Genomic DNA, 22,853 nt, shown 5'->3' on the forward strand with positions numbered 1-22,853 from the left:
GGGCATGTCTTCCCCCAAAGTGATCTTCGGCTTCCATGCCGTGGGCGTGCGCATCAAGACGGCACCGGAGTCGGTGATCGAGGTGCTGTTCGATGCGACCCGGCGCGACGCGCGCATGAAGCAGTTCATGGCCCGCGCGCAGGAGGCCGGCGTGCGGCTGATCGAGGCCGACGGCCTGCGGCTGGCCAAGCTGGCCGGCAGCCACGGCCACCAGGGCGTGGCCGCGCGCGTGAATCCGGTGGCGCAGGCCCATTCGCTCGACGAGCTGCTCGAGTCGCTCGAAGCCGCGGGCACCATGCCCTTGCTGCTGGTGCTGGACGGCGTGACCGATCCGCACAACCTCGGCGCCTGCCTGCGCGTGGCGGACGGCGCGGGCGCCCATGCGGTGATCGCGCCCAAGGACCACGCGGCCGGCATCAACGCCACCGTGGCCAAGGTGGCCAGCGGCGCGGCCGAGACGGTGCCGTACTTCATGGTGACCAACCTGGCGCGCACGCTGGGCGAACTGCAGGAGCGCAACATCTGGTGCGTGGGCACCAGCGACGACGCGCCGGGCACGCTCTACCAGGCCGACTTGAAGCGCCCGGTGGCGCTGGTGCTGGGCGCCGAGGGCGCCGGCATGCGCCAGCTCACGCGCAAGCGCTGCGACGAGCTCATCAGCATCCCGATGGTGGGTGCGGTGGAAAGCCTCAACGTCTCGGTCGCCAGCGGCGTGTGCCTCTACGAGGCGCTGCGCCAGCGCACCGCGGGCGCCATCAAAGCAGGGTGAAGAAGCGCATCACCACCTGGGCCGGGTGCCGCACGCCGGCACCCACGAACATGCGCTCGTTCACCCATTGGAGCGCGGCGCTCGAGGTTTCCAGGCTGGGGCTGCAGCGGAAGTAGATGCTGGCCGGGTCCACCGGCTCGCCGCGCAGCAGCCGGGCCATGACCTCGGCCGGCGCGGCGCGCACCGCGCGGTTCTGCACGTAGATCAGGTCGCCGGCATCGGTCTCCAGGCCATAGCGGGCGTCCAGGTGCGACAGCGTGTCGCTCACGATCCATTGGAAGTCGCTGCCGCCGGGCAGCACCTTCGCGCGCCAGCCGTGGCCTTGCGCGCTGCCGCCCAGGATGGGCACCACGCGGCGCAGCCCCTGCGGGCCTTGCCCCAGCACCTGCGGCGCGCCGACCTCGACCTGCAGGTCGGCAAAGTGTTCGAGGCGGGGCGCCGCCAGTGGGTCCTGCGTGCTCATTGGTTGGCGGCCCGCTTCAGGCGGCTGGCGTTTCCGCGCTTGCCGCGTCGAGCGCGGCGAGGGTGCCGGCGTCCAGCTGCAGCTGCGCGGCGGCCATCAGCTCGTTCAGCTGGCCCATCGAGGTGGCACTGGCGATGGGCGCGGTGATGGAGGGGCGCGCCACCTGCCAGGCAATGGCGATCTGCCCCGGCGTGCTCGCGTACTGCTTCGCGGCCTTGTCCAGCGCGTCGAGGATGCGCAGGCCGCGCGGGTTCAGGTATTTTTCCGTGGCGCTGCCGCCGCGCGGGCTCTTGGCGGCGTCCGCGGCGCTGCGGTACTTGCCGGTGAGAAAGCCCGAGGCCAGGGCATAGAAGTTGATGACGCCCAGGCCTTCGCGCACGCACAGCGGCTCGAGTTCGGCCTCGTAAGCCGCCCGGTCGTACAGGTTGTAGAGCGGCTGCAGGCATTCGTAGCGCGGCAGCTTGGCGCGCTGGGATACTTCCAGCGCCTGCGCCAGCCGGGGCGCGCTGTAGTTGGAGGCGCCGATGGCCCGCACCTTGCCCACCTTGACCAGGTCGGCGAAGGCGCCCAGCGTGTCTTCCAGCGGCACGGACGGGTCATCGTCATGCGACTGGTACAGGTCGATGTGGTCGGTCTTCAGGCGGCGCAGCGAGGCATCCACCGCCTCGCGGATGTAGGCCGGCGAGAGGCCCACCTTGCCTTCGCCCATGGGCTTGCCCACTTTGGTGGCGAGCATCACGCGATTGCGCTTGCCGCTCTGGCGCAGCCATTTTCCGATGACGGTTTCCGATTCGCCGCCGGTGTGGCCGGGTACCCAGCGCGAATACACATCCGCGGTGTCGACGAAGTTGAAGCCGGCGTCGACCCAGGCGTCGAGCATGCGAAAGCTCAGTGCCTCGTCGACGGTCCAGCCGAACACATTGCCGCCGAAGCACAGCGGGGAGACTTGGAGGCCCGATCGGCCCAGGGGTCGCATGTCCATGAATCTATTGCTCCTTGCTCGTGTGTCCAGTGTCTTCGATCTGGCGCTCAGACGATGCCCAGCGCACCCAGCACGGCGCCCGCGCCCAGCAGCCACAGCAGATGGATGCGCGTGCGCCACACCACCAATGCCGCCGCCGCCGTCAGCAGCCAAAGGTGCCAGGGGGCGGAGCTGCTGGCTGCGGCATTGCCGGCGGCCAGCACCCAGGCGGTGGCGCCCAGCAGGCCGATCACCACCGGCGCCATGCCCTGCTTGAACGCGCGCACGCCGCGCCGCTCGCGGTTGCGGTGGCCCCAGCGCGTGGCGAAATAGGTGAGGGTGGTGCTGGGCAGCATGATGCCCACCAGCGTGACCAGCAGGCCGGCCAGCCCCAGGGGCCAGGCGCGCATGCCGGCTTCCATGCCGCCGGCCGCGTTGATGCCCACGTTCCAGCCCATCAGCGCGACGAACAGCACGTTGGGGCCCGGCGCGGCCTGCGCGATGGCCACCGACGAGCTGAACTGCGCATCGGTGAGCCAGCCCTGCTGCGCCACGAGGTAGCGGTGCATGTCCGGCACGGTGGTGATGGCGCCGCTGATGGAAATGAGCGAGAGGAACATGAACTGCAGCAGCAGCGCCAGCCAGTCCGATGCGGCCAGGTGGATGGTCATTCGAAAACCTCCGTGCTTCGCACGTAGGTGCGAGCTTCCTTCGGAGCGGCCGGGCGGAAGCTCATGGGCCGATCTTCCGCCAGGTCCAGACGCAGCTGACGCCGCCGAAGAGAACGAGCACCGCCACCAGCGGCCAGCGCAGCAGCGCGATGGCGCAGAACACCAGCGCCACGAACGCCAGGCATACGCGCAGGCCCAGGGGATGGCGGCGCAGTGTCGGCACCAGCTTCATGCCCGTGGCGGCAATGAGGCCGGCGGCCACTGCGCCCATGCCGCGCAGCGCGCCGGCCACCTGCGGATGTGCGGCCAGCTGCGCATAGACCAGCGCGAGCAGCACGATCAGCAGGGTAGGGAGCGCCAGCATGCCGGCCAACGCCGCCATCGCGCCGCGCAGGCCGAAATAGCGGTCGCCCAGCATCAGGGCCAGGTTGATCACGTTCGGGCCGGGCAGCACCTGCGCCACGGCCCACTCCTCGATGAACTCGTCGGGCGTGAGCCAGCGCTTGTCCTCGACGATGGCGCGCTGGATGACGGCCAGCACGCCGCCGAAGCCCTGCATGGCGATCCAGGTGAAGGTCCGGAAGATCTCGCCGACGGACTGGGGGCGGGCCCGCGCGTCGGGCGGGAGATCGGCGGACGGGGCTGGCATGGCGCGATCATAGAGGGCACCCGGTAGGCGAGTTGCGCGCTGGGCCGTCTGTGTTGTGTGCGCCATTCATCGCCGCGGCATCAGCGCGGCAACCAGCACCATCGCCGCGCCCGGCACCAGCACCCACAGGCCCAGGGGCGGCGTCGACAGCGCGCCCGCCAGCGCACCGGCCGCGTAGGCGGCCCAGCTCGCCGCCAGCAGGCCGGCTTCCGACCGCTGCTGCGCAGACGCGCCCGCGATCCCGCCCACCATCAGCGGCGCGAGCCGCGCGATGGTGTTGGTCACGACCACCGTGCTGACGGGGGTCTGGCGGTGCCGCACCAGCACCGTGGCCTGGATGCCCATGGCGGAGGTGACCAGGCCCAGCCATTCGGGCCGCTTCGGGTCCAGCGCGCAGGCGGCGGCCAGCAGCGCCACCTCGAGCCACAGCGACAGCCGGCCGGACCGGCCGCGCCGCCATCGCATCAGCAACGCACTGACCGTGGCGCCGGCGAAGAAGGCCAGCAGCGTGGAGGCGCGTTCGATGGCGCCGGCCCAGTCGCGAACCGCCAGCGACATCACCGCCAGCACCGTGTTGCCGGTCATGTTGGCGGCGAACACCTTCTGCTGCAGGTAGCCGATGACATCCACATAGCCCGCGGCCAGGCACAGCAGCAGGAGCATGGGCAGGCTGTCCTGCCCCGCCGCTGTGGGCTTGTTCATGCCTTCGTGAACAGCGACTTGCGGATGATGGCGTGCACCCCCCAGTTGCCGTTGACCACCTGCGTGATGCCGAAGTCCACCGCCACCGAGATCAGCGTGACCGCCTCGTCCTCGCTCAGGCCCTTGACGGACATGAGAAAACGCCGGGTCTTCCTGAAGGCGTCGCGCATGGCGTCGTCGAGCGTGGACTTCATGTAGATCTGGCTCTGCGCCTTCTGCCCCAGCTCAGTCAGGTGGTTGGGCAGGCTGAAGCCGTGCAGGATCCATTCGTCCCGTGTTTCCACCAGCGGATAGCTCAGGTCGGCAAAGGCCGCGTCCGGCGCGATCCTGTCGCGCGGATGCAGGATGAGCTGGAAGTCGCCGGTGAGCGAGCACTCGATGGCCGTGCCGCACAGCTCCGAGTCGCCCTGCGAAGCATGCGGGTCGCCGATGGACAGCAGCGCGCCCGGCACCGCCACCCGCAGGAACACGCTGGCCCCGCGCGTGATGCGCCAGTTGTCCAGGTTGCCGGCAAAGGTTGAGGGCGGAATGGAGTCCACCAGCCCGTCCTGGTCCGGCGCCACCGCGATCACCCCGAAGTGCGGGCGGATGGGAATGCGCACGCCCGGCAGCACCTCGTGGTTCTTCTCGATGGTGCTGTGGTCGACCGGCACGCCGGGATAGTCGATGGTGTCGTGCACCACGCCGAAGGGGTCGCGCTGCGGCGTCCAGCGGAAGTTGTAGAGCGCTCGGGCGGTGCCGTCGGCGCGCTCGCAGTCGATCTCGAAGATGGTCACCACCTCGCGCTCGCGCGGCTCGGTCACCAGGTCGCGGAAGTGAAAGCCCCACCACGTGGCGGCGTTGCTGCCGTAGGCCTTGCCGGGGTAGCGCGGGTTGGCGCAGGGGCGCGTCTGGATGTCCAGGATGCGCAGCTCCAGCACGTCGCCCGGCATCGCGCCGCGCACTGCGATGGGCCCGGTGCAGATGTGCACGCCGAAGCCTTCGCCGGCGCCGCGTCCGTAGATGGAGGCATCGATGGGGCCGGCGCCGCGCCGGTCGACGTTCTTGCGCGTCGCCGTCCAGTGGAACACGCTCTCGGCACCCACGTCGCCTTCGACCATGCGCTCCCAGTCGTCGGCGGCATGCTGGGTCAGCGTCTCGATGGTCACATAGTCGTGCGACTCGACGGTGAGCACCGGCGGCAGGTTGCGGCTGAGGTACCCCCAGTGCACGGTCTTGTCGGTGGCATGCACCCAGTGGTGGCGCGCACCCAGGATGCTGCCGTCCTTGAGGTTGTCGGTGCGCGGATGGCTGGTCGACACGGACGAGGCCGCGCTGCCATGCCCGAAGGCCAGCGCCGCCCCGGCGGCCGGTGCGGCGGACTTCACGCCGGCCGGCAGGCCCCGCGAGATCTTGCGGGCCGGGTCCTTGGCCTGGGTCTGCGCGGACCGGTCGCGGTAGGCGCTGGGCGGCATGCCAAACTGCTCGCGGAAGGCGTGGCTGAAGTGCGACGGGTCGTTGAAGCCCCACCGGAAGCAGATGTCGGACACCGACAGCTTGTCATAGTGCCGGTTGGCCAGGTCGGCGCGGCAGTGCTCCAGGCGCGTGGTGCGCACGTAGGCCGAGAAGTTGGTGCCCGACTTCTCGAACAGCTTCTGCAGGTAGCGCCCCGACACCTGCAGGTCGGCCGCGATGGAGGACAGGCTCAGGCCTGGATCGGCGAGCTTCTTCTGGATCAGGTCGCCCACGCGGGCCATGAATGCACGGCCCTGCAGCCGGTCGGGCCTGGCCTGCAGGCGGCATTCGGTGAGTGCGGCGGCGAGCGATTCGGTGACGATGCCCTCGAAGGGCTGCAGCACCAGCGGGTCGTCGCCCGGCGCGGCCTCCAGGATGCCGGCCACCGACTGCAGGATCTGCGAGAGCAGCGTACTGGCCTCGCCCTGCATCCGCATTGCGCTGGCCGGCGGCGCCAGGTCCATCCGCGAAGCCAGCAGCGCCGGCGCGATGTGCACGACCAGTAGCCGGAACGCGGTCGAAATGGTCAGGCTGGACCGCGCCAGTCCCGGAACGCACACCAGCTGGCCGGCCGACAGCGGCTCGCTCGAGCCGTCGATGCACAGCTCGGCCGTGCCTTCGAGCAGCATGCACATCAGCAGGCCGTCGGCCGCCTGTGCGTCCAGGGCGATGGTCTGCGGCACCGAGGCGACGATGGCCAGCTCGATGCCGGCGGCCGTCACGCGGAACTGGATGGTCCCGTGCAGCGCTTCTGCGGCCCTGATGTTGTCGCAGCGCAGCCGCGCGGCGCCGAGCTGGTCGCGCCACGCGGCATCGCGGCTTTGCTGCGGATAGGCTTCTGTCGAAAAGGACAGCTGCCGGAGTTCTGGCCTTCCTGACACGGGCGTCTCCTGTTGGCGCATGACCCGGGCCGCCGGCCGGGCGGCCCGGGTCATGCAGGGTGCGCTAACCGAACTGCAACTGCCCCCGCATTGCCGCCACCAGGACGAAGCCGGCAAAGGTGCCGAAGATGGCAAAGATGCCGCCCAGCACGTTGGGCGCCGGTATGGGCGCACGCACCGCAGTGTAGACAATGCCTGTCACCAGGCCCACGGCAGCGGCCAGCCCTTCGGTGGCGCCCAGCGCGAGTTCAACCATGTCGTTCTCCTTGTGTTTTTGGATGAGTGATTTGCGTAGCGGCGTGGCGCGGGCTCAGCGCTCGCTGGGCGGCGCGCCGAAGGCCACGGTCCGGCGGAACGCGCCCACGATCAGGTAGCCGATGTAGGTGAACAGGATCGCGAAGATGCCGCCGGCCACGTTGGGCGCGGGAATCGGCAGGTTCAGCCAGGTGTAGAGGGTGCCCGTGATCAGGCCCACCACCAGCGCAACCCATTCGTTGCGCCCGACATAGACGTAGTGCATGAGAGTCTCCTTGCTTGTTATTTCTTCTCGTCCCGGTGCGGGAAGATGTTGCGGGAGATGGTGCAGTGCACGCCCTGCGTGCTGTCCACCACCTGCGTCACGCCGAAGTCGGAGGCCACGCTCATGAGCGAGTACGCGTCGTCGCGCGAGAGGCCCTGGTGCTCGGTGAGCAGCGTGACCATGTCGCGTGCGGCGTTCTTGCCGGCCTGGTCCAGGTCCTCGTGGAAGCCGTGGACGATCCACGAGTCGTGCGTTTCCAGCAGCGGCGAGGGGAAGCGGAAGTCCTTGCGCAGCACGATCTGGAACATCACGTTCAGCGACGCCTCGATGGCGGTGCCGCTGATCTCGCCGTCGCCCTGCGAGATGTGCGGATCGCCGATGGAGAACAGCGCGCCGTCCACCTGCACCGGGTAGTACATGGTGGCGCCGGCGCCGATGCGCCAGTTGTCGATGTTGCCGCCGTGCAGGCCGGGGGTGATGGTGGTCACGCGGCCCTTGGCGTCGGGCGCCACGCCGGCGGTGCCCAGGTGCGGACGCACCGGCACGCGCACGCCGGCCAGGGCCGGCTGGCGGCAGCATTCACGGTCGTCGATGATCTTGCCGGGCACGGCCATCTTGCCGGGGTAGTCGAAGCCGTACAGGGCGCGCGCGGTGTTGGACGCGGTGTCCATCTCGTAGATGGTGATGCGCTCCTTCTGGAAGTCGTCGTAGAGCTGGCCCCAGTGGGCCGCGGCATTGGCGCCGTAGCGAAAGCGCGGAATCATCTGCAGGTAGCGCACTTCCAGCATGTCGCCGGGCTTGGCGCCTTCCACGTAGATGGGGCCGGTCATGATGTGCACGCCCGGGTTGCGGTCATGCTCGGGAATGGCCTTGAAGATGGCGCGCACCCCGTCGTCCATCATCAGTTCGGGCGCATCGCCGGCGTGGTGGGTGACGGCTTCGGCGCGGACGAAGTCCCCGCTCTTGATTGTCAGCGCGGGCGCCTGGGCGGCGTCGAAGTAGCCCCAATGCACAGTCTCGGGGCGGGCGGGAAGGTCGTGCAGCATCGGTGTCTCCTTGGGTCTGGATGCGGTCTGTGGGCGCCGGCGGCATCGCGTGCTGCACGGTCCGGCAAATCGTAGAAACAGCACCCCGCAAGGCCCTAGGGCCGCGAAACCCGATGTCTTGTGTTGACGCGAACTAGCGTTAACCCGCCTCGCGTTAACCCGCATCCGCGTTTGGCTGCAAACTGGGGCCATGAATGCGAGCAGACTCATGGGCCTTGGCCGCAAGGCCGTCATGTCCTGGCTGGACGACTACGCTCCCAGCATGGGCGCGGCGCTGGCCTACTACACGGTGTTCTCGATCGCGCCGCTGCTGCTCATCGTGATCTCGGTGGCCGGGCTGGTGTTCGGCGAGGCGGCGGCGCGCGGCGCCATCTTCGAGCAGCTCTCCGGGCTCATGGGGCAGCAGGGGGCAATGGCGGTGCAGGGCCTGCTCAACTCGGTGAACAAGCCGGCCGAAGGTATCGTGGCGACCATCACCGGCCTGCTGCTGCTGGTGCTGGGCGCCACCACGGTGTTCCGCGAACTGCAGGACGCACTGGACCGCATCTGGCGCGCGCCGGCAGAAGACAAGAACGCCGGCGTGTGGAAGATGGTGCGCACGCGCCTGCTGTCCTTCGGGCTGATCATGGGCATCGGCTTCCTGCTCATGGTGTCGCTGGTGGCCAGCGCCGCCTTCGCGGCCTTGAGCAAATGGTGGGCGCCGGTGTTCGGCGGCTGGGCGCTGGTGGGCCAGATCGTCAACTTCGTCTTCGGCTTCGCGGTCACCGTGGTGGGCTTCGCCATGATCTACAAGCTGATGCCGCGCGCAAAGGTCGAATGGCGCGACGTGTGGGTGGGCGCCGCGGTGACGGCGCTGCTCTTTTCCATCGGCAAGCACCTGATCGGCCTGTACATCGGCAAGAGCAGCGTGGCCTCGGGCTTCGGCGCCGCGGGCTCGCTGGTGGTGGTGCTGGTGTGGGTGTACTACTCGGCGCAGATCTTCCTCTTGGGCGCGGAGTTCACCTGGGTGTATGCGCACGAATTCGGCTCGCTCAAGGGCCGGCAGCGGCCCGAGACGGGGATTCCTTCGCGCGCCTGATCCTCATCCTGCCTGGATTCGGGGGCCCGCCGCAGTACAAAGATTCGGCTTCTCCGTGAAGCCCTTCGCATCCCCGCGAGGCGCTGCGGATGGCGCACGCGGGACGTCCCTGCGCCACTCCTAGAATCGCGCGCCGCCGGCGCCGGATCGTCGGTCCGGCGGTTTCTCAACTTATAAGGAAATTCAGGGATGAACAACACTTTGAAGAAGTGGGCGGCCGAGTTCGCCGGTACTTTCTGGCTCACGTTCGGCGGCTGCGGCTCTGCCGTCCTGGCAGCGGCCTTTCCAGACCTTGGCATCGGCTTCGTCGGCGTCTCGCTGGCCTTCGGGCTGACGGTGCTGACGGGGGCGTATGCCTTCGGGCCGGTGTCGGGAGGGCATTTCAACCCGGCCGTGTCGGTGGGGCTGGCGGTGGCGGGGCGCTTTCGCTGGAGCGAACTGGCGGGCTATGTGGTCGCCCAGGTGCTGGGCGCGCTGGTCGCCGGTGCCGTCCTCTACCAGATCGCCATGGGCAAGGCCGGCTTCCAGCCGGGCGGCTTCGCCAGCAACGGATGGGGCGAATTCTCGCCGGGCGGCTACAACATGCATGCCGCACTGCTGACCGAGATCGTGCTGACGGCGGTGTTCCTGCTGGTCATCCTCGGCGCCACGGCCAAGCGTGCCGCGGCGGGCTTCGCGGGCCTCGCCATCGGCCTGTGCCTCACGCTCATCCACCTCGTCTCCATTCCGGTGACCAACACTTCGGTGAACCCGGCGCGCAGCACCGGTGTGGCCTTCTTCGCCGACACGCCTGCGGTGGACCAGCTGTGGCTGTTCTGGGTGGCGCCGATTGTCGGTGCCGTCATCGGTGCCGTGGTGCACCGCCTGCTGCTCGCCGACAGCGACGACTGAGCCCGCTCGTCGAAGGCAGGGCCTGACTTGATGTTCAATTGGCGCCCATGAACAAGAAGACGCCAGGCCCCGACAAGCAACTTCAAGCCCAGCGGCGCGCCGCCATGCGGGATGCGCACCGTGCGCTGGTGCTGCAGGGCGGCGGCGCACTGGGCGCCTACCAGGCCGGCGTGTATGCCGCCGCGAGCGAAACGCAGCGGCCGCCCGACTGGATCGCGGGTGTTTCCATCGGCGCCGTCAACGCCGCCCTGATCGCCGGCAACCCGCCCGACAAGCGCGCCGACCGGCTGCGCGAATTCTGGGAGCTGGTGTCTTCGGGCCCGGCCCAGCGGCTGCCGCCGTGGCTGGCCACCCGCGAAATGCTCAACCAGTGGAGCGCCGCCATGGCGGCGCTGGTGGGCGTGCCCGGATTCTTCGAGCCGCGGCGCACACCGGCGCTGCTTCTCGGCACAGCGGCGCCACTGACCAGCGTTTATGACACCTCGCCCCTCAGGAGCACGCTGGAGCGCCTGGTCGACTTCGACCGCCTCAACGACGACGGCATCCGCGTGAGCGTGGGCGCGGTGAACGTGCGCACCGGCAACTCCGTGTACTTCGACAACCGCAGCCGGCGCCTGGGGCCCGAGCACATCATGGCGTCGGGGGCCTTGCCGCCGGGCTTTCCGCCGGTGAGCATCGACGGCGAGGACTACTGGGACGGCGGCATCGTCTCCAACACGCCGCTGCAGTATGTGCTGGACATGCATCCGCGCACCGAGCCCCTGGTGGTGCTGCAGGTCGACCTGTTCAGCGCCCGCGGCCTCATGCCCGCCAGCCTTTCGGAGGTGATGGAGCGCCAGAAGGACATCACCTATTCCAGCCGCACCCGCATGAACACAGACGTGATGGCGGCCAACATGAACCTGCAGCAGGCCATCGCCGACCTGATCGCCCGGCTGCCGGCCGCCATGCGCCAGGACCCGGGCGTGGCCCAGGTGCAGGCCATGCTGACGCACCAGCCCATCGACGTGTACCACCTCATCTACCGCGACAAGCCCTACGAGCTGGAGTCGAAGGACTACGAGTTCTCGCGCGCCGCGGTGGAGGAACACTGGGAAGCCGGCATGCGCGACATGCGCCGCACCCTGGCACACCCGGAACTGCTGCTGGGCACGCCCGCGATGAACGGCGTGACCACCTACGACCTGTGCGAAGAGGGCGCGCCTGCGAAGGTGAAGCACCCGATGACGGACCCGACCGCCACGGCAAGTGGCGGCCGATCGGCGGCCCCAGGGCCGATCGCTGCTCGATCCATCCGTACTCCAAGGCGAGCATGAATGTCAGGCGCCTCGCCCGGACTCGCTTGCCCGTTGACATGACCAAGGCCAGTTCGGCACGCAAATCTGCAGCCATGTATGGCATCAGTGCCATAGATCACCGTTTCCAAGTGATCATCAAGCGCAATGGCAAGGCGTGGCGCAAGACCTTCTCGCACAGCACCTGCGGCGGCGAGCAGGCTGCTCTGGCGATGGCTCAAGCCTGGCGCGACGACATCGTTAGGCAGCATCCTCCCATCAGCCGTCGCAAACGAGCGCAGAAGTTGTTGAGTACCAACACCAGCGGCGTCGCCGGCGTTCATCTCGCTTGCCAGCCGGATGGCACACCGCGGCTGTGGACCGCCAGGACTGTGGTGGGCGACAAGGCGCTGTCCAAATCTTTCAGCATCAGCCGCTACGGTGAAGAACGAGCCAAGGAATTGGCCATTCGTGCGCGGCAGGCGCAACTCCGCGAATTAGTTGGTCGCCTGGAAGTTCATCCGCAGGAGGCGCATGTTCGTCGCGCTATGCCGCGTGAGGATGTGCCTGCGCCTTTGTCGCCTACGGCGCGCGCCGTTGTCGTCAAGTGCAACAACTCCAGCGGTATACCGGGCGTTTATCGCCGCGAGCCCGGCGGTGGCCGTTCATCGTATTGGGTTGCCTCCACGGCCCCCGCGGGCGCGCCTGCGCGCGTCAAATGCTTTTCCGTCAAGACCTACGGTGAAGAGCGGGCGAAGGCGCTGGCGATCGCCGAGCGCAAGCGCCAGTTGGAGGATCTGGCCGACGCTTTCCGTCCTCGATTCAAGCCACGCAAAAATCCGCCAGGCGCCGCGTACTTGTCCTGAAATCAAGGAATTGGTTTGCGCGCCAAGAAGGTGGCATGTCTCCTGGGAGGCTTTCAGGATTCGTCCTTCCCGAATGCGTGAACAAGTTGGCGCCAGCTTGCGAATCTGGGTGGGCACCCCTTGATTGACCTTTGATTGACAGGCAGTGACGGCTTGTTCCTGCAGAATCTGCCCCACAAGCGGTTCGATCCGCAAATCAGGGAGAGATTGAAATGAACGGGCACCTTCACCGCGTGATCTTCAATGCCGCGCGCGGCGAGCGCATGGCCGTGCACGAGGCCGCGTCGAGCAACAGCGGGCGCGGGCGCCTCAAGGCCACGGCGGTGGCCGCGTTCGTGGCACTGGCCTCGCCAGGCCAGTTCGCCTTGGCCCAGATCGCAGGCGATCCTTCAGCCCCCGCCAACCAGCGCCCCGTCATCCGCGACGCCGCCAACGGCACCCCTCTGGTCCACATCCAGACGCCCTCGGCCGGCGGCGTGAGCCGCAACACCTACCGGCAGTTCGACGTCAATGGCCAGGGCGCCATCCTCAACAACAGCCGCACGCGGGTGCAGACCCAACTGGGCGGCTGGGTCGAGGCCAATCCGTACCTGGCGACAGGTCCCGCGCGCATCATCCTCAACGAGGTCAACAGCGCCAACCCCAGCCAACTGCGCGGCTATGTGGAGGTGGCTGGCCAGCGCGCCGAAGTCATCATCGCCAACCCGGCGGGCATCCAGGTGAACGGCGGTGGTTTCATCAACGCGTCAAGGGCCACGCTGACCACCGGCACCCCCAAGTTCAACGAGGCGGGCAGCCTCGAGAGCTTCCTGGTGCGCGGCGGCACGGTCAGTGTCGAGGGCGCGGGCCTGGACGCCAGCAAGACCGACTATGCGGCCATCCTGGCGCGGGCGATACAGGTCAACGCGGGCATCTGGGCCAGCGAGCTGAAGGTGGTGGCGGGCGCCAACGACATCTCTGCCGATGCCGCCAACGCCCGCGTCACGCCGGTAGCCGGCAGCGGCGCCGCGCCCGCCTTTGCCCTGGACGTGGCACAGCTGGGCGGCATGTACGCAGGCAAGATCACCTTGATCGGCACCGAAGCGGGCGTGGGTGTGCGCAACGCCGGCGACATCGGTGCTGGCGCCGGTGGCCTGGTGGTCACGGCCGATGGACGGCTGGAGAACGCCGGCACGCTGCGCGGCCACCGCGTTCAGGCGCGCAGCAGCAGCGCCAATGTGCAGAACAGCGGCACCATCGAAGCGCGCGGCATCGAGCTGGTGGCCAGCGCGGCCGATGTGGTCAACCAGGGCGCCATCCGCCTGACCGGCGCCAACAGCCTCACCGTGCAGGCGCCCAGCCTGAGCAACACTCAGGGCGGCTACATCGGTGCCGAGCCGGTGGCGCTGGCCACGCCGACGGATGCCGGGGACAGTGCGCAGGGCGGCGGTAGCGCGGGCGGCAGCAGTGCCGGCGGCGGCAACGGCACGCCGGCACCTGGCGCCCCATCTGATGCGGGGTCAGGCGGCGCTGAACCGGGCGCGGGCACTCCCGGCACTGGCGGCCCCGCAGCCACGACGCAGCCAGCGGCCGAACCGCTGCTCCCCGGTCTCATCACCGCCGCCGGCGCAGTGCGCAACGACGGCGGGCGCATCTACGCGGGCGACGTGAGGCTGCAGACACCCAGCATCGACAACAGCGGCGGCTCGCTCAGCGTGAGCGAGCTGGCCGTGAGCGGCCCGCGCTTCAGCAATGCGGGCGGTGCGCTGCATGTGGCCAACGGATTCAGCGCGCAGGTGGGCCAGCTGGACAACAGCGGCGGCCAGATCCGCGCCGGCCGCATCGACATCCGGGCCGAAGGCGATGTGCGCAACGGCGATGGCCTGATGCGCAGCGAGAGCGATGTGCGCATCGACGCCGGGGGCAACCTGCAAAGCAGCGGCAACATCACGGCGGCGCGTCACCTGAGCATCGACGCCGGCAGCGTACAGGCCGATGCGAAGAGCACCTTCGGCGCTGGCGTGCAGCGTGACGGCACGGTGGCCGGCGCGGGCGACCTGCGCATCCAGGCCCCAGGCGATGTGGCTGCACAGGGGACGAACCGGGCGGGCGGCGACCTGCAGCTGCGTGGCCGTTCGCTGGACTTGGCCGGCAGCCGCACCGACGCGTCGAATATTGCGCTGTCGTCACTGCAGGGCGACGTAGACACACGAGGCGCATCGGTGGCGGCCACGGGCGTGCTCGACCTGCAGGCCGACAGCACCGGCGCGACATGGCGCAACGACGGCGGCAATGCGCAGGCGCAGCAACTGACGGTGCGCGCGGCCCACATCGGCAACGCCAGCGGCACCATCGCGCAGACTGGCGACTCGCCCTTGGTGCTGTCGGCCCGTGATGCCGGCGGCCGCCTGGGCAACATCGACAACAATGGCGGCACCATTGCCAGCAGCAAGGACCTGGACGTGCAGGCCGCCGGCCTGGACAACCGCGCCGGCACGATCAGCTCGGACAATGGCGGCAGCCTGGACATCGTCTCCGGGGCACTGGACAACGACGGTGGCTTGCTTGAGTCGACGGCGGCGCTGTCCATCGACACGCAGGGGCAGCGCCTGAGCAACGCCGACGGTGGCCGCATCCTGGCCAGCGGTGCCATCACCGTCGCCTCGGGCGAGGTCAGCAATGTCCGGGGCACCATTGCCAGCGACAAGGATCTGAACCTGCAGGCCGCCAGCCTGAACAACCGCGCCGGCACGATCAGTTCGGACAATGGCGGCAGCCTAGGCATCGTCTCCGGGGCACTGGACAACGACGGTGGCGTGCTTCAGTCGACGGCGGCCCTGTCCATCGACACGCAGGGCCAGCGGCTGAGCAATGCCGACGGTGGCAGCATCCTGGCCAAAGGCTCCCTCACCGTCACCTCGGGCGCGCTCAACAACCTCCAGGGCACCATCGCCACCGACAAGGACTTGCGTATCGACTCGGGCGAACTGACCAACGACCAGGGCGTGCTGCAGGCGGGCGGCCAGCTGGCCATCGACACCCATGGCCAGCGGCTGAGCAACATGAACACCCGGATGTCCGAGCGCGGCATCAGCAGCGGCCAGGCCATGACACTGCGCACCGGGGAGCTGGCCAACCAAGGCGGCTTCATCGGCAGCGACGGCGAACTGCGGGTGGTGGCCGCGCAAGGCATTGCGAACAACGCTGGCGTCATGCAAAGCGCAGGCGCGCTGCAAGTGGATGCGGCCAGCTACGACAACCGCCTCGGCCAGACCTTGGCCGGCGGCGACCTGAAGATAGCGGCCGCGCGCATCGACAACGGCGGCGGCCTGGTCCAGGGCATGAGCCGGCTCGAACTGCAAGCGGAGCAAATCGACAACACCGGCACGCTCGATGCGCCGACCCCGCAAGCGGCGCTGGAGGCCGCAGCGGTAAACGCGCAGCAGACTGCCGCAGCGCCGCACGGCATCCTGGGCCAGCAGGTGGTCATCTCGGCCACGCAGCTGAACAACGCTGGCGGTGCCGTCCGCGCCGGCGAAGAAATCGCCGTGACCAGTGCCGGCCTGATCGACAACAGCGGGGGCCTGATCGCGGCCAACACCAAGCTGTTGATTCGCGACCCGAACGTGGTTGCCGGCCCAGGCGCCGCCCGCAGCCTGGAGATCCGCAACACCGGCGGCATGCTCGTTGCCAACGAGGTGGTCGCCATCGACGCGAAGCGCGTGGGCCTGGATGGCACGATGGCCTCGGGCCAGGACATGTTCATTGCACTGCAAGAAGACATCGACAACGCAGGCGAGATCAGCGCGGTGCGCAACCTGGCGCTGGCGACCACCGGCAACATCCGCAACAGCGGCAAGATCGTGGCCGGCCAATCGGTCAGCGTCAGCGGCCAGGACATCGACAACACCGCCACCGGCGAGATCTCCGCCGGCATCACCCGCGTGAAGGCTACCGGCACGCTGACCAACCGGGGCCTGATCGATGGCGCGGCCACCCGCATCGAAGGGACGACCGTGACCAACGTGGGCACCGGCCGCATCTACGGCGACGTGCTGGCCATCCAGGCCGAGACGCTGAACAACCGGGCCGAGACCGTCGATGGGCAAACCAAGTCGGCCAGCATCGCCGCGCGGACGCGGCTGGACATCGGCGCCAAGGAGGTCAACAACGAGGGCAAGAGCGCCATCCTGAGCGAGGGCGACCTGTTCATCGGCAGGCGGCTGGACGACGAGGGCGGCGCCGTCGAGGCGGCCGATGTGCTGAACAACCGGGGCTCTGAAATCCAGGCCGCGGGCCACATGGGTATTGCCGCGGCGAGCATCAACAACATCAGCGAAGGCATCAGCTGGGAAATGCAGCCGGGCGAGGCCAAGCGCGTGGTGCAGTACTCGGTGCCGGGGGATCCGAAGCGCTATGACGCGTCGGAGGTTGTCTTCATCAGCTCGCGGGGCAGAATCTTCGATACCAACGACCCGCGCTCGCCTGGCAACCTGGACTACACCTACCTGGTGGTTCCGGCGCCCGAGTATCCGGTGAGCAGGTTCGGCCCGTACTACCAGTCGCCGCCCCAATACAGCAGCGACACGACGGCGCAAGAGTTTGTCAGTGTCGATGTAGGCTCGCGTGAGGTGACCGTGCCTGGCGCCTGGTACAAGCCGGACAACCCAATCTGGGCCGATTTCGGGGTCGAGCCCCCGGTGGCGCCCGCCAATACGAACCCCTTGTGGCGCTTTCCCGGGGCCCAGGTGGGGCAGGACCGTGTGGTGGCCTATCGCGAAACGGCCAGTGGCTTGGAGCCCTTCGATGTCCCATTCGATCACCCAGTGACGCAGGCCGAATTCGACGAGATGAAGGCCTACCGACAAGCACATGCCAAGCTGGATGAAGCGATCACCAATTTCATCGTGTCCTTTCAAGGTGACTTCTTCGGCAGGGGTTCGCGCATGCACGAGGTATGGGACGCCTACGACCTGACCGTGACCACGCCAACCGCGCAGGGCAAAGTGGCTGCACAGGCCCGAATCGTGGCTGGCGGCAACATGAACGTCGTTGTGGCCGCAGGGCGCAATGTGCAGGGCCAGATCCTCGCCGGCGGCAGCCTGCAGGTCAGGGGCGGCGCCATCACCAACGAGCCCGAGACCCTCACGCTCAACCAGCAAGCGCAGGGCGTGGTGATCCGGTCCTGGGAAAAGGACGCCGGCAGCTTCGGGCGAGACGAGCGCCTGTATGCAGAGTCGGCCTACAGCACGAACGTACCAATCACCGTGAGCCTGACGGCCGGGAAGATCGAGGGCAACCAGAAGAACCTAGCGCTGGGTGCCGGCGGCGCAGGCACCCGCTCGGGCGGCTTGCCGCCCATCGTCGAAGTGCCAAGCGCCCAGGATGGGCGCAGCCTGGGCCTGGACGTTCCGAACGTTTCGTTGGGAGCTGCCATCGCAAGCCCGGGCGGCGCAGGCGGCAGCACCTCTTCGCCGCGCCCGCTGCCGCAAGACCTGGTCGTTCGCACCAGCATGCCCAACGTGGGACTGCCTACAGCGAGCCTGTTCAGCACTCGTCAAGCCGGCACCTACCTGGTGGAAACCGACCCGCGCTTTGCAAACTACCGGCAATGGCTCAGCAGCGACTACCTGCTCAACAACCTGGGCCTGGACCCGCTCGCCACGCAAAAGCGCATCGGCGACGGCTACTACGAACAGAAGCTGGTGCGCGAGCAGGTGGCCTACCTCACCGGCTATCGCTTCCTGGACGGCTTTGCGAGCGACGAAGACCAGTACCTGGCGCTGATGAACGCAGGCACCACCTTCGCGCAGAAGTACAACCTGCGCCCCGGCGTGGCCCTCTCGGCCGAGCAGATGGCGCAGCTGACCAGCGACATCGTCTGGCTGGTCGAGCAGGAGGTGACGCTGCCCGACGGCAGCGTGCAGAAGGTGCTGGTGCCCCAGGTGTATGTGCGGGTCAAGCCCGGCGACATCGACGGCTCGGGCGCGCTGCTGTCGGGCAACAGCGTCGACATGAAGCTTGCGGGCGACGCCGTCAACGGCGGCACCATCGCCGGGCGGCAGCTGGTCAAGATCGATGCGCAGAACATCCAGAACCTGGGCGGGCGCATCAGCAGCGGCACCGAAGTGCAGCTCAAGGCCACCCAGGACATCAAGAACATCGGCGGCACCATCGATGCGGGCCGGCGCCTGGCCCTGGACGCCGGGCGTGACGTCGTGGTGCAGACCACCACCGTCCAGGGCGGCAGCGCCGAAGGCGTGGATGGCACCAACGGCGCCAGGATCAGGACCCAATCCATCGACCGCGTCGCCGGCCTGTACGTCACCGACCCCGGCGGCGAACTCAGCATCAAAGCGGGCCAGGACGTCGTACTGCAAGGCGCCGAGGTCAAGAGCGAAGGCAGCGTCAGCATCCGCGCCGAGCGGGACCTGAAGCTGCAGACCGTGCGCACCGGTGAAGACCTGGACATCACCTGGAACAAGGACGCCACGCGCCAGAGCAGCACCAGCCAGAGCCACGGCACCACCATCAGCGCCCGCGGCGGCAACGCCCACCTCAGCGCCGGGCGCGACCTCACCGGCGAAGCCGCGCAGCTTGAAGCGCAAGGCACCCTGGCCCTGCAAGCCAAAGGCGACGTAACGCTGGACGGCGCCATCGACCGCCAGGGTGCGCGCACCTACCAGCACAGCGGCGGCGGCATGAACTACTTCAGCCTGGACGCCTACAGCCAGGACGAGAGCGTCAACCGCAGCACGCTGAACGGCCAGCGCGTGTCCATTCAGAGCGGCGGCGACACCACGCTGGCCGCCGTCACCGTCAATGCCCAGTCGCTGGACATCGACGCCAAGGGCAAGCTCATCCTGCCTGCCGTCACCACCCAGGACAGCGAAGGCTGGAACGTCACGCACGGCTCCAGCGCCAGCGTGGGCGCGCGCGGCCAGGGCAGCAGCGATGAAACGCTGAACTACACCCAGTTCAACGTCTCGGGCAAGACGAACATCAACGCCCAGGGCGGCATCCAGGCGCAGGTAGGCGAGAACGTCAACCTGCAGGACCTGGCCCAGCAGCCCGGCATGGGCTGGGTGAGCCAGATCACCAACGACCCCAAGCTGGCGGGCAGCGCCGAGTGGCAGCGCGTCAAGGAAGCGCACGAGCAGTGGGCGTACCGGCAAAGCGGCATGGGGCCGGTGAGCGCGGCGCTGGTGGCGGTGATGGTGGCCGCGGCGGCTGCGCCTGCGGCCGGGGCAGCGGGTGCGACGGCCGGCAACGCCGCAGCGGTAGCGGCTGGAGAGGGCGTGGCCCTGGCCAACGGCAGCGTCTTCCTGACCGCCACCGGCTCGACCATCTCGGCGGCCGCCGCCGGCGCTGTCGAAGCGGGTGTGCTGGCCCTCTCAAGCCAGGTGGGCACGTCCTTCTTCAACAACGGCGGCGACCTGGGCAAGGTCTTCAAGGAGCTGGGCGAGAGCGACAGCATCAAGAACCTGGCCACCGCCATCGTCACCGGTGGCGTTCTGGGCGGCATGGGCTTGAACGCGATGGGCGAGCAGACCGTGGGCGCGGGCGGCAAGCAGCTCGGGGATCAGTTCATCAACAACCTGCGCATCCAGGGGGCCAGTACCCTGATCGACACCACCATCAACGGGGGCAGCTTCGAGGATGGGTTGAAGACGGTGCTGATCAATGCGTTGGTCAACACCATTGCGGCGACCACGGCCAACGGGATCGGGAACTTGAGCAACGGCCCCGATGCGGTGCTCGACAGCCTGGGCAACAAGATGGCGCACTTCATGGCGGGATGCGTCACGGGCGCCATGAGTGCAGGTAGCGGCAGTGGATGTGCGGCCGGGGGCATCGGCGCGGCGATCGGCGAGATGATGGCCGAGGCGATCGGCTCGGGCACCAACGGAGTGCCCCGTGGGTGGACGGATCAGAACACGGTGTACCTGGCAGGGCTGTTTGGTGGCTTGGCCGTGTCGCTGACGGGCGGAGACCCGGAACAGGTCGCCATCGGCAACGCCATGGCCAGCAATGCGGCGGCGAACAATGAATGCGCGCACACGCGGATGTGCGGTTCAGATTCGACTGAGGTGACAATCTCCGGCAATCGTGTTGCCCCCATGTTGGATTTTGCTCATTCGGAGATTCAAATATCTACTGGATATGATTTTCTTGTCTTGGAAGGTCAGCCCGGTTATAGCAATGGAAACGGAAATCTAGAGGGGCGCTCAAATGGAGCAAACACGGGCGATGCTTTCGCGTTTCGACTGGGCCCTCCTGTTGGAAGAACAACAACGCGATTTGCGAACGATCTAATCACCGCGGCCGCGGCGTATGGGAATAATTTGACCTATAGTTTCCCATCGCCAAGATTTGGATTTAATAATTTGAACGGAGGGTATAACAGCAACAGTTTTGTTGGCGGAGTTCTCGATGCTGCTGCCCCTGGAAGCGGGTTTAGATACGGCGTCCAGGAGATTGCGACCCGGTACGGTTTCCGGGTTCCGGGGATGGAGAATCCGATTCCATTGAGGCCCGCTGGAAATTGACATGATTCTCCTTCAAAAAAAATTGATCTACGGCGCCATATGGATACTCGGTATTCTTATTTTGTGGTGTATTTATCCTTTGTTTCGATCATTTTTGTTGATCGAAATTCCCTTCTTGTTTTTGCTTCTTGCTCCGTTTGGTTTGACTTCTTTTTCTCAATGGATTCTGACGATTGCTGCAACCTATTGGTTAATTTGTCTGCTTCAAATAAACACCGGGACCATTCGTAAACTAGTCAGATCGGTGGGCTTCGGAAGCGCTCTCTTGTTGGTAGTTCACGCAGCGTGGGTAAGCTTCGTATTGATTAAAGGGGGAGTCTGATTCGTCAGTCTCGGGCCAAAGGAGCGTCGAGGCGGCCCGATCACGCTGCAAGCCGCCGATAGCAAGAGCAAAAGAAGTCTCAGCACATCTTCATCAAGGGTGGTGACCCCGCCTTGAGCGCCGTCACCGTCAACGCCCAGAGACTGGACATCGATGCCAAGGTCAAGCTTGTCCTGCCCACGGTGATCAGCAGTGCGTGGACGGCACCAGCGGCGCGGTAGCGCTATGAGCCCGGGCAGCCTCGGCGAGACCTTGGACCAAAAGCAGTTCAAGGTCGCGGGCGAAACCAGACTCGAAGTGCAAGGGATAACCCATGCGCAAGCAGGCCAGAGGGATAGTATGACTGCCATCACCGGCGGCCTGGGCTCCAACTCGCCGGACGAAGCCGAAGTAGGAGCGGTGCTGAGCGCAGCTTATGTTCAGGCAATCCACAATACGAGAATCCAGAGCATAAGTAGGCTGACTAACACCAGCACCAAGGCAACTTCGTGGATGGCTTGAAGAGCGCGCTGGTGGTCGATCCGTCGGTTAACACTTGGTGGCCAATACAGCCTTGGCGCGGAACTGAGCAACAACCTTGTGCAAGGCTGTTCGGCGGGTTGGACGTGTCGCCGCCGAGATTCAACTAAAGCTTGAGCGACCAGGTCTCCCCCACCAACTGCTGGCCAAAGCCTTCGTAAGGCTGCGACTTCTCCAGCTTGAAGCCGCGCGAGGCGTAGATGCCGCGCGCCGCCGCCAGGCAGCTGTTGGTCCACAGCACCATCTTCCGGTAGCCCTTGGCGCGGGCGAAGGCGATGCACTCGTCGGTGAGGCGCGCGCCCAGCCCCATGCCGCGCGCGCGCGGCGCCAGCAGCAGCATGCGCAGCTGCGCCGTGGTGGCCGACTTGCGCACCAGGAAGACGGCCCCCACGCGTTCGCCGTCGAGCTCGGCGATCCAGCACTTCTCCCATTCGGGCTGGAAGTTGCGCATGAACTTGGCGGCGATGTCGGCCACCAGGGCTTCGAACTCGCTGTTCCAGCCGTACTCGCGGGCATAGATCTCGCCGTGCTGCTGCACCACCCAGCCGATGTCGCCGGGCTGCGGGTCGCGCAGCACCACGGTGCGCGGCTGCTTGCCGCCGCCGGCCGGGGAGGGCGCGAGCAGCGATTCCACCGTCTGCATCGCATGGATCAGGCGCTGCTGGTCGGCCGGCGTGAGCCGCAGCAGCAGCGCGGCGGCTTCGTCGCGCGACTTCTGCTGCAGCGGCGCGAAGGCGTCGTGCCCGGCTTGCGTCAGGCTGAGCACGCTCTGCCGCCCGTCGCCCGCATGCGGCGCGCGGCTGAGCCAGCCCTGCGATTCGAAGCGCCGCAAGATGCGGCTGAGGTAGCCGCCGTCCAGCCCCAGGTCGCGCGCGATCTCGCTGGCCACCGGCTGCTTGCGGTGCGCCAGCTCGTACAGCACGCGCACTTCCGTCAAGGGCATGGCCGTGCCCAGGTAGGGATCGAGCACGCCCATTTCGCGGGTGTAGAAGCGGTTGAAGTGGCGCACCGCCTTCACGGCGGCGGCGGACGGGGCAGGCAGGTCGGCGGAATTCATGCTTGCCATTGTCATCAAACTGCTTGACTGAGGCAAGTATTTGGCCAAATCGGAGTACCGCGCGGCCCGCAGGGCCTTGCGGGACAAATATTGTGGAAAACCCTAAAATCGAAGGTTGCCCTCTACGGCGCGCCACGGAAACCCGCAAACTGGCGCGCACGA

Annotated in this window: 16 protein-coding genes; 6 read left to right on the forward strand and 10 right to left on the reverse strand. The window is 67.5% G+C overall.

Annotated features, from left to right (window positions below; genetic code table 11):
- The first annotated feature begins 4 nt into the window (after positions 1–4).
- Positions 5–769: a 23S rRNA (guanosine(2251)-2'-O)-methyltransferase RlmB gene (gene rlmB, locus VSO01S_RS09750; protein ID WP_068641798.1), complete on the forward strand. Its 765-nt coding sequence runs from the start codon at positions 5–7 to the stop codon at positions 767–769.
- Here rlmB and VSO01S_RS09755 read toward each other — a convergent pair.
- The 9 genes from VSO01S_RS09755 to VSO01S_RS09795 all read right to left on the reverse strand — a co-directional run bounded on the left by VSO01S_RS09755 (position 756) and on the right by VSO01S_RS09795 (position 8,156).
- Positions 756–1,232 carry a DUF3237 domain-containing protein gene (locus VSO01S_RS09755; protein ID WP_068641802.1) on the reverse strand — a complete coding sequence of 159 codons (477 nt, stop codon included), beginning with the start codon at positions 1,230–1,232 and terminating at the stop codon, positions 756–758. The genes rlmB and VSO01S_RS09755 overlap by 14 nt on opposite strands.
- Positions 1,233–1,248: 16 nt before the next feature.
- Complete coding sequence (locus VSO01S_RS09760) at positions 1,249–2,214, reverse strand: aldo/keto reductase (protein WP_068641803.1); 966 nt, start codon at positions 2,212–2,214, stop codon at positions 1,249–1,251.
- A gap of 47 nt (positions 2,215–2,261) precedes the next feature.
- On the reverse strand, positions 2,262–2,864 hold the full coding sequence (locus tag VSO01S_RS09765; protein WP_068641805.1) for a chromate transporter: 603 nt from the start codon (positions 2,862–2,864) through the stop codon (positions 2,262–2,264).
- A 61-nt stretch (positions 2,865–2,925) separates the two neighbouring features.
- Complete coding sequence (locus tag VSO01S_RS09770) at positions 2,926–3,513, reverse strand: chromate transporter (RefSeq protein WP_068641807.1); 588 nt, start codon at positions 3,511–3,513, stop codon at positions 2,926–2,928.
- Between the two features lie 66 nt (positions 3,514–3,579).
- A complete protein-coding gene (locus VSO01S_RS09775) occupies positions 3,580–4,215 on the reverse strand; it encodes a YoaK family protein (RefSeq protein WP_068641808.1) in 636 nt (211 codons plus the stop codon).
- Positions 4,212–6,590, reverse strand: a complete 2,379-nt coding sequence (locus tag VSO01S_RS09780; protein ID WP_245684165.1) for an acetamidase/formamidase family protein — start codon at positions 6,588–6,590, stop codon at positions 4,212–4,214. The genes VSO01S_RS09775 and VSO01S_RS09780 overlap by 4 nt, the downstream gene beginning before the upstream one ends.
- Before the next feature lie 64 nt (positions 6,591–6,654).
- On the reverse strand, positions 6,655–6,846 hold the full coding sequence (locus tag VSO01S_RS09785; RefSeq protein ID WP_068641812.1) for a DUF1427 family protein: 192 nt from the start codon (positions 6,844–6,846) through the stop codon (positions 6,655–6,657).
- Between the two features lie 54 nt (positions 6,847–6,900).
- Positions 6,901–7,110, reverse strand: coding sequence for a DUF1427 family protein (locus VSO01S_RS09790; protein ID WP_068641818.1), 210 nt, complete (start codon positions 7,108–7,110; stop codon positions 6,901–6,903).
- A 17-nt stretch (positions 7,111–7,127) separates the two neighbouring features.
- A complete protein-coding gene (locus tag VSO01S_RS09795; protein WP_068641820.1) occupies positions 7,128–8,156 on the reverse strand; it encodes an acetamidase/formamidase family protein in 1,029 nt (342 codons plus the stop codon).
- Positions 8,157–8,346: 190 nt separating this feature from the next.
- Between VSO01S_RS09795 and VSO01S_RS09800 the strand changes: the two genes are divergently transcribed.
- The 5 genes from VSO01S_RS09800 to VSO01S_RS09815 all read left to right on the forward strand — a co-directional run bounded on the left by VSO01S_RS09800 (position 8,347) and on the right by VSO01S_RS09815 (position 20,793).
- Positions 8,347–9,234, forward strand: a complete 888-nt coding sequence (locus tag VSO01S_RS09800; RefSeq protein WP_068641822.1) for a YihY/virulence factor BrkB family protein — start codon at positions 8,347–8,349, stop codon at positions 9,232–9,234.
- Between the two features lie 189 nt (positions 9,235–9,423).
- Positions 9,424–10,125 carry an aquaporin Z gene (aqpZ, locus tag VSO01S_RS09805; protein ID WP_068641824.1) on the forward strand — a complete coding sequence of 234 codons (702 nt, stop codon included), beginning with the start codon at positions 9,424–9,426 and terminating at the stop codon, positions 10,123–10,125.
- Positions 10,126–10,172: 47 nt separating this feature from the next.
- On the forward strand, positions 10,173–11,441 hold the full coding sequence (locus VSO01S_RS09810; protein ID WP_306301707.1) for a patatin-like phospholipase family protein: 1,269 nt from the start codon (positions 10,173–10,175) through the stop codon (positions 11,439–11,441).
- A 38-nt stretch (positions 11,442–11,479) separates the two neighbouring features.
- Positions 11,480–12,265 carry an AP2/ERF family transcription factor gene (locus VSO01S_RS26665; protein WP_161944426.1) on the forward strand — a complete coding sequence of 262 codons (786 nt, stop codon included), beginning with the start codon at positions 11,480–11,482 and terminating at the stop codon, positions 12,263–12,265.
- 212 nt (positions 12,266–12,477) lie between these two features.
- Positions 12,478–20,793, forward strand: a complete 8,316-nt coding sequence (locus VSO01S_RS09815; RefSeq protein WP_084241780.1) for a two-partner secretion domain-containing protein — start codon at positions 12,478–12,480, stop codon at positions 20,791–20,793.
- Positions 20,794–21,740: 947 nt separating this feature from the next.
- Here VSO01S_RS09815 and VSO01S_RS09825 read toward each other — a convergent pair.
- Entirely contained in the window at positions 21,741–22,691 is a 951-nt protein-coding gene (locus VSO01S_RS09825) for a bifunctional helix-turn-helix transcriptional regulator/GNAT family N-acetyltransferase (RefSeq protein ID WP_245684166.1), read from the reverse strand.
- Between the last annotated feature and the right edge of the window lie 162 nt (positions 22,692–22,853).

This window comes from Variovorax soli NBRC 106424 (assembly GCF_001591385.1).
In the GTDB taxonomy this organism is placed as follows: Bacteria; Pseudomonadota; Gammaproteobacteria; order Burkholderiales; family Burkholderiaceae_C; genus Variovorax; species Variovorax soli.

What these genes read in the sequence shown, in the direction of transcription:
- rlmB (WP_068641798.1), top strand. Translation starts at nt 5, where the DNA reads ATGTCTTCCCCCAAAGTGATCTTCGGCTTCCATGCCGTGGGCGTGCGC.
- VSO01S_RS09755 (WP_068641802.1), bottom strand. Translation starts at nt 1,232, where the DNA reads ATGAGCACGCAGGACCCACTGGCGGCGCCCCGCCTCGAACACTTTGCC.
- VSO01S_RS09760 (WP_068641803.1), bottom strand. Translation starts at nt 2,214, where the DNA reads ATGGACATGCGACCCCTGGGCCGATCGGGCCTCCAAGTCTCCCCGCTG.
- VSO01S_RS09765 (WP_068641805.1), bottom strand. Translation starts at nt 2,864, where the DNA reads ATGACCATCCACCTGGCCGCATCGGACTGGCTGGCGCTGCTGCTGCAG.
- VSO01S_RS09770 (WP_068641807.1), bottom strand. Translation starts at nt 3,513, where the DNA reads ATGCCAGCCCCGTCCGCCGATCTCCCGCCCGACGCGCGGGCCCGCCCC.
- VSO01S_RS09775 (WP_068641808.1), bottom strand. Translation starts at nt 4,215, where the DNA reads ATGAACAAGCCCACAGCGGCGGGGCAGGACAGCCTGCCCATGCTCCTG.
- VSO01S_RS09785 (WP_068641812.1), bottom strand. Translation starts at nt 6,846, where the DNA reads ATGGTTGAACTCGCGCTGGGCGCCACCGAAGGGCTGGCCGCTGCCGTG.
- VSO01S_RS09790 (WP_068641818.1), bottom strand. Translation starts at nt 7,110, where the DNA reads ATGCACTACGTCTATGTCGGGCGCAACGAATGGGTTGCGCTGGTGGTG.
- VSO01S_RS09795 (WP_068641820.1), bottom strand. Translation starts at nt 8,156, where the DNA reads ATGCTGCACGACCTTCCCGCCCGCCCCGAGACTGTGCATTGGGGCTAC.
- VSO01S_RS09800 (WP_068641822.1), top strand. Translation starts at nt 8,347, where the DNA reads ATGAATGCGAGCAGACTCATGGGCCTTGGCCGCAAGGCCGTCATGTCC.
- aqpZ (WP_068641824.1), top strand. Translation starts at nt 9,424, where the DNA reads ATGAACAACACTTTGAAGAAGTGGGCGGCCGAGTTCGCCGGTACTTTC.
- VSO01S_RS09810 (WP_306301707.1), top strand. Translation starts at nt 10,173, where the DNA reads ATGAACAAGAAGACGCCAGGCCCCGACAAGCAACTTCAAGCCCAGCGG.
- VSO01S_RS26665 (WP_161944426.1), top strand. Translation starts at nt 11,480, where the DNA reads ATGACCAAGGCCAGTTCGGCACGCAAATCTGCAGCCATGTATGGCATC.
- VSO01S_RS09815 (WP_084241780.1), top strand. Translation starts at nt 12,478, where the DNA reads ATGAACGGGCACCTTCACCGCGTGATCTTCAATGCCGCGCGCGGCGAG.
- VSO01S_RS09825 (WP_245684166.1), bottom strand. Translation starts at nt 22,691, where the DNA reads ATGAATTCCGCCGACCTGCCTGCCCCGTCCGCCGCCGCCGTGAAGGCG.